This is a genomic window from Pseudoduganella guangdongensis, from assembly GCF_009857475.1.
Classification (GTDB): Bacteria; Pseudomonadota; Gammaproteobacteria; order Burkholderiales; family Burkholderiaceae_D; genus Rugamonas; species Rugamonas guangdongensis.
This window is the reverse complement of the sequence record NZ_WWCJ01000002.1, coordinates 198,481-214,020: the sequence shown is the minus strand read 5'-3', so window position 1 is coordinate 214,020 and position 15,540 is coordinate 198,481. Positions and strand designations below refer to the sequence as shown.

The following is a 15,540-nucleotide window of genomic DNA, read 5'->3' as shown; positions in this document are numbered from 1 at the left end:
TGGCCCTTGGGATCTCGGTTTCACGTCGACTTCCAAAATAAATGAAGGTGATCGGTGGAATCCGCTTTTCGAGCCTGCAGTCCCGACGCGGCTTTACCCACGCCGAGCGACTACTCGGCGTGGCTAATACCATCGGATGGGCTTCGCCAGCGAAGAGCCATCAAAGCGGCTGCTTACCTGGCAACTTGGGAGGCTGCCAGAAGCTGCACTTCCCATGCATAGGCAATGCCGCTACCACCGCCATGCTCACGCACGACTTCGGTAAAGGGAACAGCAGTATCGGCCCGCGCCCAGTCGCGCTGCCATTCAGCACATACCGCCATCCAAGTGATGGGTACAGCGCCTGCTTGTACCATGCGGCGCACGGCCATTTCGTGTGCCTCTACTGAGACGCCGCCCGAAGCGTCCGTCACGATAAACACATCGTAGCCTTCGCCCAGCGCCTGGATCGTGGGCATCGCCAAGCACACTTCGGTCCACAGCGCGGCCAGGATCAGTTGTTTGCGGCCACTCTTCTTGACGATGTCCGTGACGGCGGGGTCTTCCCAGGTGTTAATGAAGGTGCGATCAATTGGCTTCTGATCTGGATACACATCCTGCAACGCCTTGATCAGGTAGCCGCCACGCTCTTCCATGACCGTTGTAAGAATCGTGGGCACATTGAAGACCTTTGCCGCTTTGGCGAGACCCACCACGTTATTTGACACGAGCGTCGGCTCGTGGCTGTGCAGGTTAGCGAACTGGTAAGGCTGATGATCGATCAGCACAACGATGCTGTCTTGGGGGCGCAACAGTGCTTGCAGGCCTGTCTTATTCATGGTGAGTCTCCGGTAAGAAAAATGCGTTTTAGCGCCGTTAAAAAAATGTCGATTGAGGCTCTCACACTGCGCCGGGAGAATCCGACCGCGCGGTGCGCAAGGTCAGCATTCAAGGCCTCTTGTCGGCATTGCATGCAGTTTTATCCCGTTGCGGCACGGTGAGCCGACGGAAACCATGGTGCCGGTAAAGTTGGCGCAGGTCACTGACCGATCTTGCTGGCGATAGTCCAAATCGCTCACATGGTTTGGCGGGCCACGCATGGTCGCGCAGCGTAGCTCAGGAAATATCCCCGCGAGTGATCCATAAGTGCGAGGTACGCTTCGCAGCTTCGCTCATGGTGGTAACGAACAGGCGAAGCTGATTTCGGCGATTCAGCAAAACAAGACTACTGATCGCATCTTTAGACAGTGCACTCGGCAGGCACTGCGGCGACACTGAACACCATCCCAAAAGTCCACGGCAGTGCCAAGGTTTGGGATGCCCTGTTCACATTGACCGATGGGAGATTTATGAATCAACTAAGTTCACCGGCACTCGCCAACCAATATCCGATAGGAATGGTTTTCGATGTGACCTTCGAGGAATTCTCGGCCCGCCTGACCACGTTACCCCATAGCAGAATGCAGTTTCACATCGACAACGGCGTATATGCCAAAACCGAGGTCGTGAAAATGGCTGCTGACTGCATTCGTACCGGGGTATTCCTGGTCAGCTGGACCGAGAGCAACGGCGCCACCGTGGTTCATGTGGAGGATTTTGTGGAGAACAAAATCTATTCGCATGCCACGCTGCCCGACGGCACGTTTTTGCGCATGCACGGCGCAATGAATATTGTTGACCAAGGAAACTAGTTATGAAGAACACCCCCAACCAAAACAAGGCCCTAGTGTTGGAAGCAATGACAGCGCTGTTTCAAAGGCGCGATCCTGCCGCAGTTGCGCACTACTACGCGGCTGATTACGTTCAACACAACCCCGGGATCGCGCAAGGCCGCCAGGCGCTCCAGGATCTAGTTGGGCAGCTATCGAGTGAGGTCTTCTATGAACCGGGTCTGATGATCGCCGAAGGGGACTATGTCGCCATTCATGGCCGCATCCGGGGATGGGCTCCCACGCCGCAGGTTGTAGTTGACATCTTCCGCATTGAGGATGGCCTCCTGGCTGAGCACTGGGACGTGCTGCAAGATGAGGTCTCCCCTATCCAGTTTGCCCATGATGGTAAGCGCGATGGCAACGATAGCGGGCAATGAAGTGTGAACACACTGGTGGCTTGCCGAGATAGCCGCATCGCGCGACATCGCTCGTCCTAGCAGCCGCGACTTGCTGGCCGGGCCGCTATCGCAGTGGCGTAGCCAGCTCCATAACGTTCATTTACCAACTTTTGAGAGAAATTTATGAAGCAGCTTAAACGGCTGTACCAGGCAGTTACCTGCGCCGCTATTATTGGCGGTGCAAGCGGAGGCGCTCTGGCAAAGCCTCCCGTGACCGTGATATTGGTCCACGGTGCTTTCGCTGACAGCAGCAGCTGGAACGCAGTGATTCCCACACTGCAGCAGCAGGGCGTTCGCGTGGTAAGCGCGGCCAACCCGCTGCGCTCGCTAGATGGCGACATTGCAAGCGTTCGGCAACTGGTTCGTGCGACCCCGGGCAGTGTAGTTCTCGTGGGTCATTCATACGGGGGCGCGGTTATCAGCGGCGCCGCGACGAGCCAAGCGAATGTGAAGGCCTTGGTCTATGTCGCAGCATTCGCGCCAGACAAAGGGGAAACGGCTCTCGAGCTTTCAGGCAGATTCCCCGGCAGCAGCTTGGGAGGGGCACTTGGCCAGCCTGTATCCACGCCCGAGGGAAGCAAAGACTTGTACATCGACCAAGCAAAATTTCATGGGCAGTTTGCGGCAGACGTTGGCCCAGCAGTTGCGAGCCTGATGGCCGCAACTCAACGCCCTATTGCGGAAGCGGCGTTGACTCAAGGCGCTGGCGAGCCTGCCTGGAAAGTCCTGCCGAGTTGGCATATCTACGGCACAGGCGACAAAAATATCCCGGCTGCGGCGATGTCGTTCATGGCAAAGCGAGCACACGCCAAGAAGATTGTCGAAGTGCCGGGTGCATCGCATGTTGTCATGGTCAGCCACGCTGACGAGGTGGCCCGCATCATCCTCGAGGCAGCCGCGTCGGTCCGCTAAGTGCACCGGACTGCCCAGCCGCCTGTGGGCGGCTGGCGCACCAGATTGTAGAGGTCCAGATGTCGAACATCATCAGCCCTAGAAATATGCCTTGCATACATAAATGTGACAAGTTGGTGCGCGAGTGCTCGTCAAATTCGAAGTGGCACCGTGCTGCCCTACTGCGTGTGATCCGTCTCTCCACTGCTGCACTGGCCATCGGCTGGCTTGTCTTGCTAAGTGGCTGCGCCGCGGTGGTACGGCCAACAGCAAATCTGCCTCTGAACAGTGACTCATCCCTAACTTCGGGATACCCTCAAGATCTGGCACGCGACTACACCATCGGGGTCGCCTTCTCCGGCGGAGGCCTTCGTGCTTCGGCCTTTGCCGCCGGCGTGCTGCAAGGACTGGCAAATACTAAAGCCGGAGAAAGTGATCTGCTTGACGCGCTAGCGTTCATGAGTTCTGTCTCAGGTGGGTCGCTCACTGCGGCCTATTACGTCCTCAATGGCAGGCAAGGATTGATTCAAATTAAAGACGAAGTACTCATGCGCGATTTCGAGTCGCACATGAATGTCAGCCTCGCCTCGCCAGCGAACTGGGCTCGATTGCTGCAGGGAGGGCTTAACAACCGAACCAACTTCGCCCAGGTACTGGACGACGACGTGTTTAACCATGCGCGATTTGCTGACTTGTATTCCAGGGGCGGTCCGGACCTATGGATCAATGCGACCGACCTCTATCACCGCACCAGCTTCCCCTTCATTCCCGGCCTGTTTAATGCTCTGTGCTCTGACATTCGCGCCTATCCAGTTGCCGACGCTGTGGCCGCGTCCATGGCTGTGCCGGTAGTGTTCGAGCCGACCGTCCTCAGAACTTTTCCGGAAGGATGTACAAGCCCCGAGTCCGCCTTTATCCAGCCAGTATTAAAAAACGCATCGTCGCCAAGACTGATGCGCGCAATGGCTGAGGCCATGCACAGCTACCGAGCTCCCGCCGGACCGGGTTTTGTGAAGCTGGTCGACGGGGGCGTCACCGATAATCTAGGGCTATCGAGCATCCTTGTTTCGAGGGCTGTTGCGAGCAATGCCTATAGCCCGATGACTGCGCGGGATGCGGTCCGAATCAAAAAGATGCTGTTTCTGGTCGTCGATGCAGGGCGCGGACCTAGCGGGACGTGGAATCGCCAACTGGACGGGCCCGGTGGCATCGACTCCGCCATGGCGGCGACAGATGCGGCGATCGATGCCGCAGCACGCCTCGCGGCCGATTCATTCCAGCTAGTCATGCAGAAATGGCGAGACGATCTGGTGCGTCACCGGTGCAGTTTGGGAAAAGATGAGTTGGTTGCACTTGGCGGGGGAGCGCCCACCTGGCGCTGTGACGATGTCGAGTTCATCGTCGAGCTAATCAGCTTTCAAAGTTTGACACCCGCGATGGCTGCGCGTGTCCGCGCCATCGAGACACGGTTAAAGCTACCTGCTCATGAAATCGAACTTGCCATGGAGGCGGGCCGTCAGCTAATCGCGCAGTCAGCCGCAGTCCGCAAATTTGCACAAGACGCCTCGGAGAAGTGAGCTCGGCGGCGATCTGAGCGAGCGTCTCGTTACCGACACGCACTTAATTAACGAACGAAACCAGGACTTGACTATGGACGTGAATCCCCCAGGAAGCGACTTGATGCCAGTGGTAGTGCTCCTTGCCGCGGCCGTGATCGGCGTGCCCCTCTTCAGAAGGCTGGGTCTAGGATCTGTCCTCGGCTACCTGAGTGCAGGCCTCTTCATCGGCCCGTTCGGCTTTGGATTGTTCAGCGATCCGGAGGCCATCTTGCACATCGCAGAACTGGGTGTGGTCATGTTCCTGTTCGTCGTCGGGCTCGAGATGCGACCTTCGAAACTATGGGCGCTGCGAGGTTCCATCTTCGGCCTGGGCAGTCTGCAAGCGCTTGTGTGCGGTGCCCTGCTAACGATGGTAGGTGTGGCGTTCGGTCTTACAACTCCGGTAGCGCTGATCTGTGCGATGGGCTTTGTGCTGACCTCCACCGCCATCGTCATGCAAACGCTGTCCGAGCGAGGGGACGCAGCCTCACCGCGCGGACAGCGTATCGTTGCCATCTTACTGCTCGAGGATCTGCTGATTATCCCTTTGCTTGCGCTGGTCGCGTTCCTGGCACCGCAACCTGAAGGCGCTACGCGTGCCGTATTCAATAACTGGATCCCGCTTGCCACCGCGCTTGGATCGATTGGCGTCCTGGTAATCGGGGGCCGCTGGCTGCTCAACCCGATGTTCCAAGTATTGGCACGAGCAAAGGCCAGGGAGGTCATGACCGCAGCGGCTCTGCTTGTCGTTCTAGGTGCTGCGCTCTTGATGCAGCTGGGTGGTCTGTCTATGGCACTGGGCGCTTTCCTGGCCGGAGTTCTCCTCTCCGAGTCGAGCTTCCGGCACCAGCTGGAGGCCGACATCGAACCATTCCGCGGTCTGTTGCTGGGACTATTCTTCCTCGGCGTGGGTATGTCACTTGATTTATCGGTCGTCTCGGCGAACGCAAAACTCATCATTGCGGGGGTGCTCGCACTGATGGCGGCGAAGACCCTCTGCATTTACCTCGTGGCGCGAGCTGCCGGAAGCGCACACGGCGAGGCAGTGGACCGTGCGGTGCTAATGGCACAAGGTGGTGAGTTTGCGTTTGTGCTTTTTTCCGCTGCCGCCACAGCGGGAGCTATCAACCCCGCTGTCAACGCCAACATGACAGCCATCGTGGTGTTGTCCATGGCGTTGACACCCATCATGATCACCGTGCACAAGCGCTTGGGTACGAAGGCCGCGAAAGCGGCAAGCCAGCAAGAAGCTGCAGTAGATCGCCGCACGAGCGTACTGATCATCGGATTTGGACGAATGGGGCAAATTGCCAGTCAAGGCATTCTTGCTCGCGGCGCGTCGCTAACGGTCATCGACAACAACATTGAGGTGATTAAAGAGGCACAAGCATACGGATTCAAAGTCTTTTACGGCGACGGAAGTCAGGCCAGCGTGCTGCGCGCGGCTGGTGCCGGCGAGGCGAGCGTGGTAGTGATCTGTATCAATGACAAGAAGGCCGCTACCTACATCGCGCAGATTGCTAAGGATGTTTTTCCAGGTTCCAAGCTGCTCATTCGCGCCTACGATCGTGAGCACGCGCTGACGCTAACCAAGGCCGGTGCCGACTACGTCATACGCGAGACATTTGAATCGGCGCTACTGCTTGGGCGACAAGCTGTCCTGGCCTCTGGCGCCACCGAAGATGAGGCCGATGAAGTGATGGATTTTGTGCGGCGCCGCGATGCGCAGCGCCTCGATCTGGAAAGTGCTGGCGGCAAATTTGCTGGTCGTGAGCTGCTGTTGGGTACCCGACAGTCTGCTAAGCGAGCCGCCGTCGAAGAACAAACGTAGCGCAGTGTGGAGACGCCAATTTCCCGAGTGGTGGCCTGTCTTGAGTTCTGCCGAGCGCGCTCGCACCAGAAGCTCCACACAAACAGAGGCTGTTGCCACTTTGCAGTCACACCTATTAACAAGACGATGCCCCCCATAAGGAACGGAAAGTGAAAAATCTCAAGATCGGCGCCAAACTTGGCATTGGGTTTGCCATTGTGCTCGGCTTGCTGTTTGCAGTCACCGTCACTGCGGTGCTGCGCATGATGTCCGCCAGTGACTATACAAGCGAGCTCGTCCATTTCAATGTGAAGCATCAGCGAAACGTCGCTGAGTGGGCAAAATACATAGAGCTCAATAGTGCGATGATTGAAACAGTGTTCGTGTCGAATGACCCGGGTGTGGTCCAGGTCATCGCCGACCGCATGAAAAAGGTCTCAGCCCGCTCAACCGAACTTCAGAAGGAACTCGAAGCCTCAGTAAGAGATCCCTTTGTACGTGCACAGCTCGGCGTCGTCATGCAAGAGCGTAAAGGCTACTTGGAAGCACGAGGTGAGCTGTTCTCGGCAAAGCTTGTTGGCGACCATGACCTCGCTAAAAAGATATATTCCAGACAAATGGTGCCTCGCAGCGCATCTTTTCTGGCGTCGATGAATAAGCTACTTGAGTTGCAGGTCGCTGACGCAGATAGCATGGCAACGAGGATTCTGAACGAGCATGCGACTACGGAGCTCATATTGATCAGCGTGGGCTTGGGCGCAATGCTGCTGGGCATATTTTGTGCATGGCTTATCACCCGTTCGATCACACGACCTATCTCCGAGGCTGTGAAAGTAGCCGAGAAGGTCGCCGCTGGCGACCTGAGCAGTCGGATTGTCGCGAGCGGCGGTGACGAAACTGCGCAACTAATGCGTGCTCTGGCCATCATGAACTCCAATCTAACGGATATCGTCGGACGTGTCCGCATCGGCACCCGCACTATCGTTGTTGCATCGAGCGAAATCGCTGCTGGCAACCAAGATCTGTCTTCGCGTACTGAGCACCAGGCCCGCTCGCTAGAGGAAACAGCTTCCTCGATGGAGCAGCTGACTGCCACCGTGCAGCAGAACTCGAGTAGCGCCCGTCAAGCGACCATGTCAGCCCGTGACGCGGCTTTAGTTGCCGGCAATGGCGGTATGGTCGTGGCGGAGGTAATTGAGACTATGAGCGCCATCAATGAATCGTCAAAGAAGATTGTCGACATCATTGGTGTCATTGATAGCATCGCGTTTCAGACCAATATCCTGGCACTGAATGCGGCGGTCGAAGCAGCACGAGCTGGTGAGCAAGGCAGAGGTTTTGCGGTAGTTGCCGGCGAGGTCCGCAACCTGGCGCATCGATCCGCCGCGGCCGCTGGAGAAGTTAAGCGACTTATCGACGACTCGGTCGACAAGGTGGAGAAAGGCACAAGTCAGGTCAACCGTGCTGGTATCTCAATGCACGAAATTGTGCAGAGCATCGAAAATGTGACCGCAATCGTGGGCCAGATCGCAAGCGCTAGCGAAGAGCAGAGCGCTGGTATCAAACAGGTGAACCAAGCGATTACCGAGATGGATAGGGTCACGCAGCAAAATGCTGCGCTGGTCGAAGAAGCAGCAGCGGCAGCGGAGTCGATGCGGGAACAGGCTAACCGTCTGGCAGAGCAGGTGAGCATCTTTAAGATCGACATCCCAGAAAACGTAAGCCACGCACCCCAGGCGCCCGCTCGCACACGCGCGCAACTTGCTCTTGGATGCGTCTAATGGCCCTCGCGCCGGCGTGAGTAAATCCCGTGTGAAAAACAGCATCACTAATGTTTGGCAGCGCGTGGGTAGCGGGTACGCTGGTCTCCGCGTCAGTTTCAGGTTCACCATTGGTGGGAGGGCAATATGACGAATCTATTGGGTGTTAAGAATTGCAGTGAAGAGCTGAAACAAGTTTCAAGGGAAGGTTTACTGGAACAAACTACACGCGCTTTGCGCACTCTCAGTGCAGGAATTCGTACACTACTCCGAGCAAAGGAGGAAGCCGCGCTGCTACAGGATATGTGCAAGGCTATAGTTGATACTGGCGGATATCGACGAGCCGGTGTAGCGTTTGCCGAAGATGATGAAGCGAAAAAAATTCGATGGGTTAATTGGGTAGGCGCAAGCGAGCACAAGTCCGAATGCAAGGACCTCGACTGGTTCAACAGTAAAGGATTTACTTACAATGACACGCCAATCGGCCAGACCGCCGCAGGCGTTGCGATCCGCACCTGTGAACCCTGTGTGCGGCGCGATATCCTGAACAATCCGTTATACGCCAGCGAGCAATTCACCATATTCCGGCAGCACGCTCGTGCGGAGGGCTATGCGTCGCTAACTGCATACCCACTTATCAGCAACGATATTGTATTCGGCGCGTTGCTCATCGCTGCATCCGAACCTGATGCATTTGACAAGGAAGAACTAAGTTTGCTTGCTGAAATGGCGGATGACCTGGCATTCGGTATTGCCGGATTGCGGTTACGCGAGCAGCATCGCCAAGCACAAGAAACCATCTACCGCCAGGCGTTTTTTGACGGCATGACAGGATTGGGCAATCGCACTCGGCAGATGGATTTGCTCGAGGAATATTTTGCACGCTTCGAACTCAACGCGCGTCCTCTCTCCCTGATCCACATTAACATTGGCCGATTTTCAGAAGTATGTCATGTATTTGGTCAACAACTAGCAGACCAGCTCATATTGGAAATTGTAAGAAATCTTAAGTCGCGATTGCCTGAAAATCTAGAGCTGGCCAGAGTAAGCGAAGCGACCTTAAGCGTTATTGTCCCTGAGTGTACGCAACAAGATGCTGTCGCTTTTGCCCATTGGTTGATTTCTGGGTTAAGTGATGCTATCGAAGTCGCTGACATCGTTATTGACGCGCACCTGCATGCTGGCGTAGTCACTTCCTGCAAGGAAGCGCACAGTGCAGAGATACTTTTTCAGCGGGCGAACGCAGCCTTGTTCCATGGCAATTTTGTAAGTGAAAGGGTGACCAGTTTCGCGAGTGGTCGAAACGTCGAACACATGTCGCGTCTCTCGTTGATGGGAGATCTTCGCCTTGCAATTAAGCGTGATGAATTACGGGTATTCTGCCAAGCTAAAGTGGATATGAAGACTAGGAAAATTGCCGGAGCAGAAGCCCTCATCCGCTGGCAGCACCCGACTTTAGGTATGGTTTCTCCGGCATACTTCATACCGCTTGCTGAACAGAGTGGGTTTATCGTTGAGCTGACCAAGTGGATGCTCGAAAGCTGTTTCTCCTGGCTTCATCGTTGGAAAAATAATGATATAAGGGAAACGCTGGCCATTAATTTATCCCCATATGATTTGCTGAGTTCATCGATTGTTTGTGATATCGGAAAACGCATGGAACAATGGAAAATTTGTTCAGAATCAGTAGAGTTCGAACTTACTGAAAATGCTTTAGTTCAAAATCCACGTGTTGCCCTTGACGTACTCAAGCGCCTCAAAGAGCTTGGCGTGAAATTGCTTCTTGACGACTTTGGTACTGGCTACTCAAGTCTGAGCTATTTGCAGCAGTTTCCGTTTGACGCCATCAAAATTGACCAAAGTTTTATCAGGCCAATGCTTGAGAACTCGGATTCTGCTGCAATCGTTCATTCGACGATTGAGCTTGGCCACATCTTGGGTAAACGAGTGGTCGCAGAGGGAATCGAGAGTCAAGAGATTTGGGAGTGCTTACGGGAACAGGACTGTGATTTTGCACAGGGATATCTTGTTAGTAAGCCAATTCCAATCGAGGATTTCCAACAATGGAAAGCTAGCTGGACCGCAGAACATCGGTGATCAATCCGTGAAAGCCAGCTCACCCACTTTAAGCTGTTCCAGGCCGCATTCCTGGGTTCGACAATCAGCGCACGAAACCTGATCGGCACGCCGGACACGCACGGCAAAGTTGCGCGATCGAACTCCGTCATTTCCTCATCAACCCAAAGCTAAGTGCCTTTCCCGGTAGCGCCGCCGCTTTTCACACGGGGGTACGAGGACATCCGGCGCCGTACTTTCTGGCCAGCGCAATGCCAGCAGGGTTCATTTGCTCATCTAACTGATACGGTACGACATTCATGCTTACGCGCATGCGCCCGATGAGCGATTTGATCTGCCGAGAGCAATATTGAGCAGTGATCGCAGAGGGCAATACTGAGACCATAGCATCAAGCCAGCCGACATTACGCAAACATGGCTTTGCCGTGCCGCATCCTCTGCTGTGAACAACTTGAAGGAGCACAAAATATGGTCGAATCGATGCATGCCGGCGCGGGCGTGGACTATGACGTTCTGATGCGCGCCAACCTTACGGAGGTCTTTGGCGAACGGGACCCCGCCAAGCGCTTAAGCGCAATCGAGCGTTTGTACGCCAACGACGCTGTGGTTCACGAGCCGCACGCCTCGGCGAGAGGCCACGAACAAATTAACGCCGCGGTGTCGGCGCTGCTGAGCCAGCTTCCAGCAGCCTTTGTTTTCACCGTCCGCTCTCCCGTCCTCGGACACAACGGCATCGGCGTGCTCAAGTGGCGTTCGGGGCCGCATGACGGGCCAGCAGCGGTCACCGGGATGGACGTCGTGCATTTTCAGGATGGGCGCATCCATTCGCTTTTCGTCTTCATTGATCAGCCGGGAGAAGACTAAGGCCCAAGGCAAACTGGCAAAGAAATGTAGGCGGGGGCGAACCCGCGTAGGCGTCTACTCAAGCCCCTTAACCCGCGCCGGAGGCCAGTGCATCGGCTTGGCGCAAATTAATGTCGAGTGTACTAACGCGCGATAACAACGCGCGGCCGCTGCGACGCCGTGTTAGCCGCGAAGTGAGAGGCATATTCCGCAACTCCGACAAGATGTCATTATTTTCCGGCATAACCAATCAAGGGTTCATCATGCAACTGGGTCCAAAAAATTCTTCCCCTCCTATTCGCATTGGGTACTGTCTTTCGCTGAGCGGTGCGGTGGGCGGCAATGGCCGTGCAGCGCGCCTTGCCCACCAGATTTGGCTCGAGAATATCAATGCGCGTGGCGGTCTTCTGGGCCGAGCGGTCGAGCTGCTCTGCTATGACGACGGGTCCGACGCGGCCAACGTCGAACCCTTATACCGGCGGCTCATCGATGAGGATAAGGTTGACCTTGTCATCGGAGGATATGGCACCAACACGCTACTTCCTGCGATGCCCCTAATGATGGAGCGCCAGCGCTTTTTCATTGGCTTGATGGGACTAGGCGTGAACAACGAACTCGCCTATGAGAATTACTTCGCCATGATCCCTACCGGCTCCGACCCCAACGCGGCGCTCACCGAAGGCTTTTTTGAACTGGCCGCTCAGCAAAAGCCGCAGCCTTTGACGGTAGCGCTACTGTCAGCTGACGCCGAGTTTTCCAGGAATCCAATTCGTGGAGCTAGAAAGAATGCGGCTAAATATGGCTTCGAGGTAGTGCATGAAGCGGTCTATCCGCTCAACACGCCGGACTTCAAGCCGATCATGGACGCTGTGGCCGCGAGCCAATGCGACCTGCTATTCATATGCTCCTACCTGCAAGATTCGATCGACCTGGTCAAGGCGGTTCACGCACACGCTTTCCGCCCCAAAATGGTGGGCGCTTCCATGATCGGCCCCCAGAATGCATTGGTGAAGGCTGCGCTAGGACCGCTTTTAAATGGTTTCGTGAACTACGAGTATTGGGTACCAGTGGCCGCCATGCGTTTCCCGGGTGTGGACGACATGCTGTCGACCTACAGAGTGCGAGCCGCCGGCCAGGACGTTGATCCACTTGGCCATTACATGGCGCCCACGGCTTACGCCCAGATGCAGGTTCTCGAGCAGGCTGTGCAGGCCACCGGGGGGTTGCACGACGCAGCACTGTCGGCTTATGCAAGAGCTACTTCGTTCGATACCGTGATGGGCAAGGTGCGCTTCGGTGTACATGGGGAGTGGACTGAACCCCGCGTCGTGCAAGTCCAGTACCAGGGCATTGACAGTGACGATCCCATGCAATTTCTGGACGACGCCAAGCAGGTCGTTGTCACACCTGCCTCGATGCGATCAGGCAAGCTGATCTATCCGTATGGAAGTGCGATTTGAAACACACCCCGCAGTGCCGCCAGGCGTTTGATCCATTGTGCGGACGCCTCAGACAAACCACAACAATTTTAGAGGGAATGTTCATGAAAACTGATTGCCGCTTTACGCGCGCTCAGCAATTTGCCAAACCCCTACTAATGACGGCATCCCTGGCAACGGGGCTCAGCTTCGCTGTGGCGACTTATGCCGCTGAGAAGGGAACACCATCCAGCCGGGCAAGGGAGATCCGTTTGTCCGGCGACCAAGTCACGCTGCCGATTGTCATGGTCCGTGAGTTCCCCTTTATCGAGGGCAGCGTGTCGGGGGTTGAGGGCAAGTTCATGCTAGACACGGCTGCCGAAGACGCACTGTCCCTCAATAGCCACCGGATTCCCATTGCCAACCTGGAGACGGTAGGCACAGGGGTATTCGGAAGTGGGCAGAGCTTCACGTCCAAGCTTGCCCCTGTCGTCAAGGATATTCGGATCGCCAGCCTGCATTACACGGCAGCCACGCGGGTGACTGCGCAGAATGCTGTTCAGTTGGAGGGAATCACACCGGATTTCCTCGGATGGTTCGGCTTCCATGCATGGGATGGATACACCATGAAACTCGATTACCGCAAATTGCAGGCCATCTTTTATCGCAAGACTCCTGCTGCAGACTACCTTGCCGGCGAACGGCTTATTGCCGAGCTTCCGTTTGACGTCAGACGGCGTCCTAATATCCCGGTCATGCCTGCCAAGCTTGGAGGGGTCGACATCACTGCAGCCTTCGATACCGGGGCATATGGCTATCTTTACGTCGGCAAGGAAACAAAGGAAAAACTGGTCGCCCTGAAAATCCTAAAACAGAACGACGGCGAAGACGACTTTGCTGTGACAGGTCTGTCGCTTGGCGGCGTACCGGTTCCCGACATCAAATCGATCCGGGTCGCTACTGCATCCTTCCCGGCATCGAGGCCAACTGGGCTCCCCTCAGAAAACCTGCTTTGGATTGGTCACGGCTTCCTGCGTGAGTACAAAACCGTCTGGGACTATCAGGGCAAGAAAATTTACTTGCTCGACAACCGCTGAAACAGCTTTGCACCGACGAGTGAGATCGACTGCCTAACGCGGACCCTAATCGGCTACGGCCGGATGGGCACTTCTGAGCCGGAACCTCCGAATATTAGATTTTTAATTACGAAACGGGAATACCTTGAACCATATTTTAGTCATTAATAGTAGTGTTTCGGGCAATGCCTCTGTGTCGCGCTTGCTGGTCGGCGACATTGTCCAGCGCCTGATCGACATCAATCCTCAGGTCCACCTCACCTATCGCGACGTCGGTCAGGATCCGATCCCTCATCTGACCACTTTTACCGTGGCGGGTGTCCGCGCAATCGCCGAGACTGAGGAAGAGCTTGAGACTCGGACTCTGTCTGATCAGTTGATCGCGGAGCTGCATGCGGCCGACCTGATCGTAATCGGCGCCCCTATGTACAATTTCAGCATTCCCTCAGCCCTGCGCACCTGGTTTGATCATGTGCTTCGACCACGCGTTACGTTCGCTTATGGACCAAGCGGTGCGGAAGGGCTGTTGAAGGCCAAGCGCGCAATCGTGGTCGAATCACGTGGTGGTCTGTATTCCGAAGGCCCATCGCGGGCTATCGATTTCCAAGAGCCTTATCTGAAGCAACTTCTGGGCTTTATCGGAATCGCCGATGTCAGCTTTATACGTGCGGAAAAGATCGGTTCCGGACCGGATGGCCGTGCCGCAGCAGTGGCATCCGCCTTGGAACAAAGCGAACGTACTATCGCAAGTCTGGCGCAGGTTCAGACGATTACCCTCGCCAAGAGGGAAGGTGAATGATCGGTGAGCGTGGCGAGCAATGCCCGCTAATCATGGCATTTGCTCTAACTTGGGCCTATGTTTGGACCCAGTAAACCAGTATGGAGCGCGACCCGCGATGGCAGAGAATCAGGCGCTCGTGTATGGAAATAATCTGAATACTAATGCAGTTTACTACGGAGTTTTCTAGATGAATAGCTCAACTACTATTGCTACCGCTGCTGCACTCATTGTAGGAGTTGCCAGTGTATCGGCCGCGAATGCTGCCAATTCGGCGGAGGTGTACTACCGCTTCGAGAAGGTTGGCGACGTTAACGTCTTCTACCGCGAAGCTGGCAATCCCAAGGCGCCTACTGTGCTCCTTTTGCACGGCTATGCTGCCTCCTCATATATGTATCGAGACTTGATCGCGGCATTGAGCGATCGATATCATATTGTGGCCCCGGACCTCCCTTCGTTCGGCTATACAGAAGCGCCCGATCGCGGCAAGTATGCCTACACGTTCGACAACATTGCGAAGACGATGAACAGGTTTACCGAGCAACTTAAGCTGAACCGTTACGCGATTGTGGTGCATGACTATGGTGCTCCTGTCGGGTGGCGTATGGCGACCGCGCATCCTTCCCGCATCAGTGCGATCATTTCCCAAAACGGGAATGCCTATGAAGAGGGTCTGGCGAAAGGCTGGGACGACATCAAGCGCTATTGGAACGCACCTACTGCAGAGAATCGCGCCGCACTGCGTGACTTTCCGACCGCTTCTTCCGTTAAATGGCAATACCTTGAAGGGGTGAAGGACCCAAGCAAAGTTGCTCCCGATGGGTACACGCTAGAAGGATTACACGTGTCGCGTCCTGGCAATGCAGACATTCAACTTGACCTGATCCTTGACTACGCATCAAACGTGCATTTGTACCCACAATTTCAAGCATACTTCCGGAAGCATCAGCCGCCACTATTGGCAGTATGGGGCAAGAACGATCCATACTTCCTGCCTGCCGGGGCAGAGGCTTGGAAACGGGACATCCCCAAAGCCGAGGTGCACTTCTACGATACGGGACATTTTGCTCTTGAGACCCATGCTGCAGAAATTATCCCGGTGGTCCGAGCTTTCTTACAGAAAAGCCTCAGCAAGTGACCGTATCGATATGGTTGCTTCGCAATACAAGGTGAGCCTTCCGAAAAGCCGGGATACGTTCTG

The 15,540-nt window shown here is 55.5% G+C and carries 13 protein-coding genes; 12 read left to right on the top strand and 1 reads right to left on the bottom strand.

Features of this window, described 5'->3' with window-relative positions; translation table 11 throughout:
* Positions 1–173: 173 nt before the first annotated feature.
* Positions 174–818 (bottom strand): hydrolase, encoded by a 645-nt coding sequence (locus GTP41_RS03535; RefSeq protein ID WP_161024180.1) that lies wholly within the window; start codon positions 816–818, stop codon positions 174–176.
* Positions 819–1,328: 510 nt separating this feature from the next.
* Between GTP41_RS03535 and GTP41_RS03530 the strand changes: the two genes are divergently transcribed.
* The 12 genes from GTP41_RS03530 (at position 1,329) to GTP41_RS03475 (ending at position 15,477) form a co-directional block, all read left to right on the top strand.
* On the top strand, positions 1,329–1,670 hold the full coding sequence (locus tag GTP41_RS03530) for a MoaF-related domain-containing protein (RefSeq protein WP_161024179.1): 342 nt from the start codon (positions 1,329–1,331) through the stop codon (positions 1,668–1,670).
* 2 nt (positions 1,671–1,672) lie between these two features.
* Complete coding sequence (locus GTP41_RS03525) at positions 1,673–2,068, top strand: nuclear transport factor 2 family protein (RefSeq protein ID WP_161024178.1); 396 nt, start codon at positions 1,673–1,675, stop codon at positions 2,066–2,068.
* A gap of 144 nt (positions 2,069–2,212) precedes the next feature.
* On the top strand, positions 2,213–3,001 hold the full coding sequence (locus GTP41_RS03520; RefSeq protein WP_161024177.1) for an alpha/beta fold hydrolase: 789 nt from the start codon (positions 2,213–2,215) through the stop codon (positions 2,999–3,001).
* A 59-nt stretch (positions 3,002–3,060) separates the two neighbouring features.
* Positions 3,061–4,557: a patatin-like phospholipase family protein gene (locus GTP41_RS03515; protein ID WP_161024176.1), complete on the top strand. Its 1,497-nt coding sequence runs from the start codon at positions 3,061–3,063 to the stop codon at positions 4,555–4,557.
* 73 nt (positions 4,558–4,630) lie between these two features.
* The gene (locus GTP41_RS03510) at positions 4,631–6,409 is read left to right on the top strand and encodes a monovalent cation:proton antiporter-2 (CPA2) family protein (protein ID WP_161024175.1); all 1,779 of its coding nucleotides are present in this window, start codon (positions 4,631–4,633) and stop codon (positions 6,407–6,409) included.
* Between the two features lie 149 nt (positions 6,410–6,558).
* Positions 6,559–8,169 carry a methyl-accepting chemotaxis protein gene (locus GTP41_RS03505; RefSeq protein ID WP_161024174.1) on the top strand — a complete coding sequence of 537 codons (1,611 nt, stop codon included), beginning with the start codon at positions 6,559–6,561 and terminating at the stop codon, positions 8,167–8,169.
* Between the two features lie 126 nt (positions 8,170–8,295).
* A complete protein-coding gene (locus tag GTP41_RS03500; protein ID WP_161024173.1) occupies positions 8,296–10,245 on the top strand; it encodes a putative bifunctional diguanylate cyclase/phosphodiesterase in 1,950 nt (649 codons plus the stop codon).
* Between the two features lie 447 nt (positions 10,246–10,692).
* Positions 10,693–11,088 carry a nuclear transport factor 2 family protein gene (locus GTP41_RS03495; RefSeq protein ID WP_202419594.1) on the top strand — a complete coding sequence of 132 codons (396 nt, stop codon included), beginning with the start codon at positions 10,693–10,695 and terminating at the stop codon, positions 11,086–11,088.
* 110 nt (positions 11,089–11,198) lie between these two features.
* The gene (locus GTP41_RS03490; RefSeq protein ID WP_202419593.1) at positions 11,199–12,527 is read left to right on the top strand and encodes an amino acid ABC transporter substrate-binding protein; all 1,329 of its coding nucleotides are present in this window, start codon (positions 11,199–11,201) and stop codon (positions 12,525–12,527) included.
* Entirely contained in the window at positions 12,524–13,582 is a 1,059-nt protein-coding gene (locus tag GTP41_RS03485) for a hypothetical protein (RefSeq protein WP_161024172.1), read from the top strand. The genes GTP41_RS03490 and GTP41_RS03485 overlap by 4 nt, the downstream gene beginning before the upstream one ends.
* Positions 13,583–13,706: 124 nt before the next feature.
* Positions 13,707–14,360, top strand: coding sequence for an FMN-dependent NADH-azoreductase (locus tag GTP41_RS03480; RefSeq protein WP_161024171.1), 654 nt, complete (start codon positions 13,707–13,709; stop codon positions 14,358–14,360).
* Positions 14,361–14,529: 169 nt separating this feature from the next.
* Positions 14,530–15,477, top strand: a complete 948-nt coding sequence (locus GTP41_RS03475; protein ID WP_161024170.1) for an alpha/beta fold hydrolase — start codon at positions 14,530–14,532, stop codon at positions 15,475–15,477.
* Positions 15,478–15,540 lie beyond the last annotated feature (63 nt).

What these genes read in the sequence shown, in the direction of transcription:
- GTP41_RS03490 (WP_202419593.1), top strand. Translation starts at nt 11,199, where the DNA reads ATGTCGAGTGTACTAACGCGCGATAACAACGCGCGGCCGCTGCGACGC.
- GTP41_RS03500 (WP_161024173.1), top strand. Translation starts at nt 8,296, where the DNA reads ATGACGAATCTATTGGGTGTTAAGAATTGCAGTGAAGAGCTGAAACAA.
- GTP41_RS03520 (WP_161024177.1), top strand. Translation starts at nt 2,213, where the DNA reads ATGAAGCAGCTTAAACGGCTGTACCAGGCAGTTACCTGCGCCGCTATT.
- GTP41_RS03515 (WP_161024176.1), top strand. Translation starts at nt 3,061, where the DNA reads ATGTCGAACATCATCAGCCCTAGAAATATGCCTTGCATACATAAATGT.
- GTP41_RS03495 (WP_202419594.1), top strand. Translation starts at nt 10,693, where the DNA reads ATGGTCGAATCGATGCATGCCGGCGCGGGCGTGGACTATGACGTTCTG.
- GTP41_RS03525 (WP_161024178.1), top strand. Translation starts at nt 1,673, where the DNA reads ATGAAGAACACCCCCAACCAAAACAAGGCCCTAGTGTTGGAAGCAATG.
- GTP41_RS03535 (WP_161024180.1), bottom strand. Translation starts at nt 818, where the DNA reads ATGAATAAGACAGGCCTGCAAGCACTGTTGCGCCCCCAAGACAGCATC.
- GTP41_RS03475 (WP_161024170.1), top strand. Translation starts at nt 14,530, where the DNA reads ATGAATAGCTCAACTACTATTGCTACCGCTGCTGCACTCATTGTAGGA.
- GTP41_RS03510 (WP_161024175.1), top strand. Translation starts at nt 4,631, where the DNA reads ATGGACGTGAATCCCCCAGGAAGCGACTTGATGCCAGTGGTAGTGCTC.
- GTP41_RS03530 (WP_161024179.1), top strand. Translation starts at nt 1,329, where the DNA reads ATGAATCAACTAAGTTCACCGGCACTCGCCAACCAATATCCGATAGGA.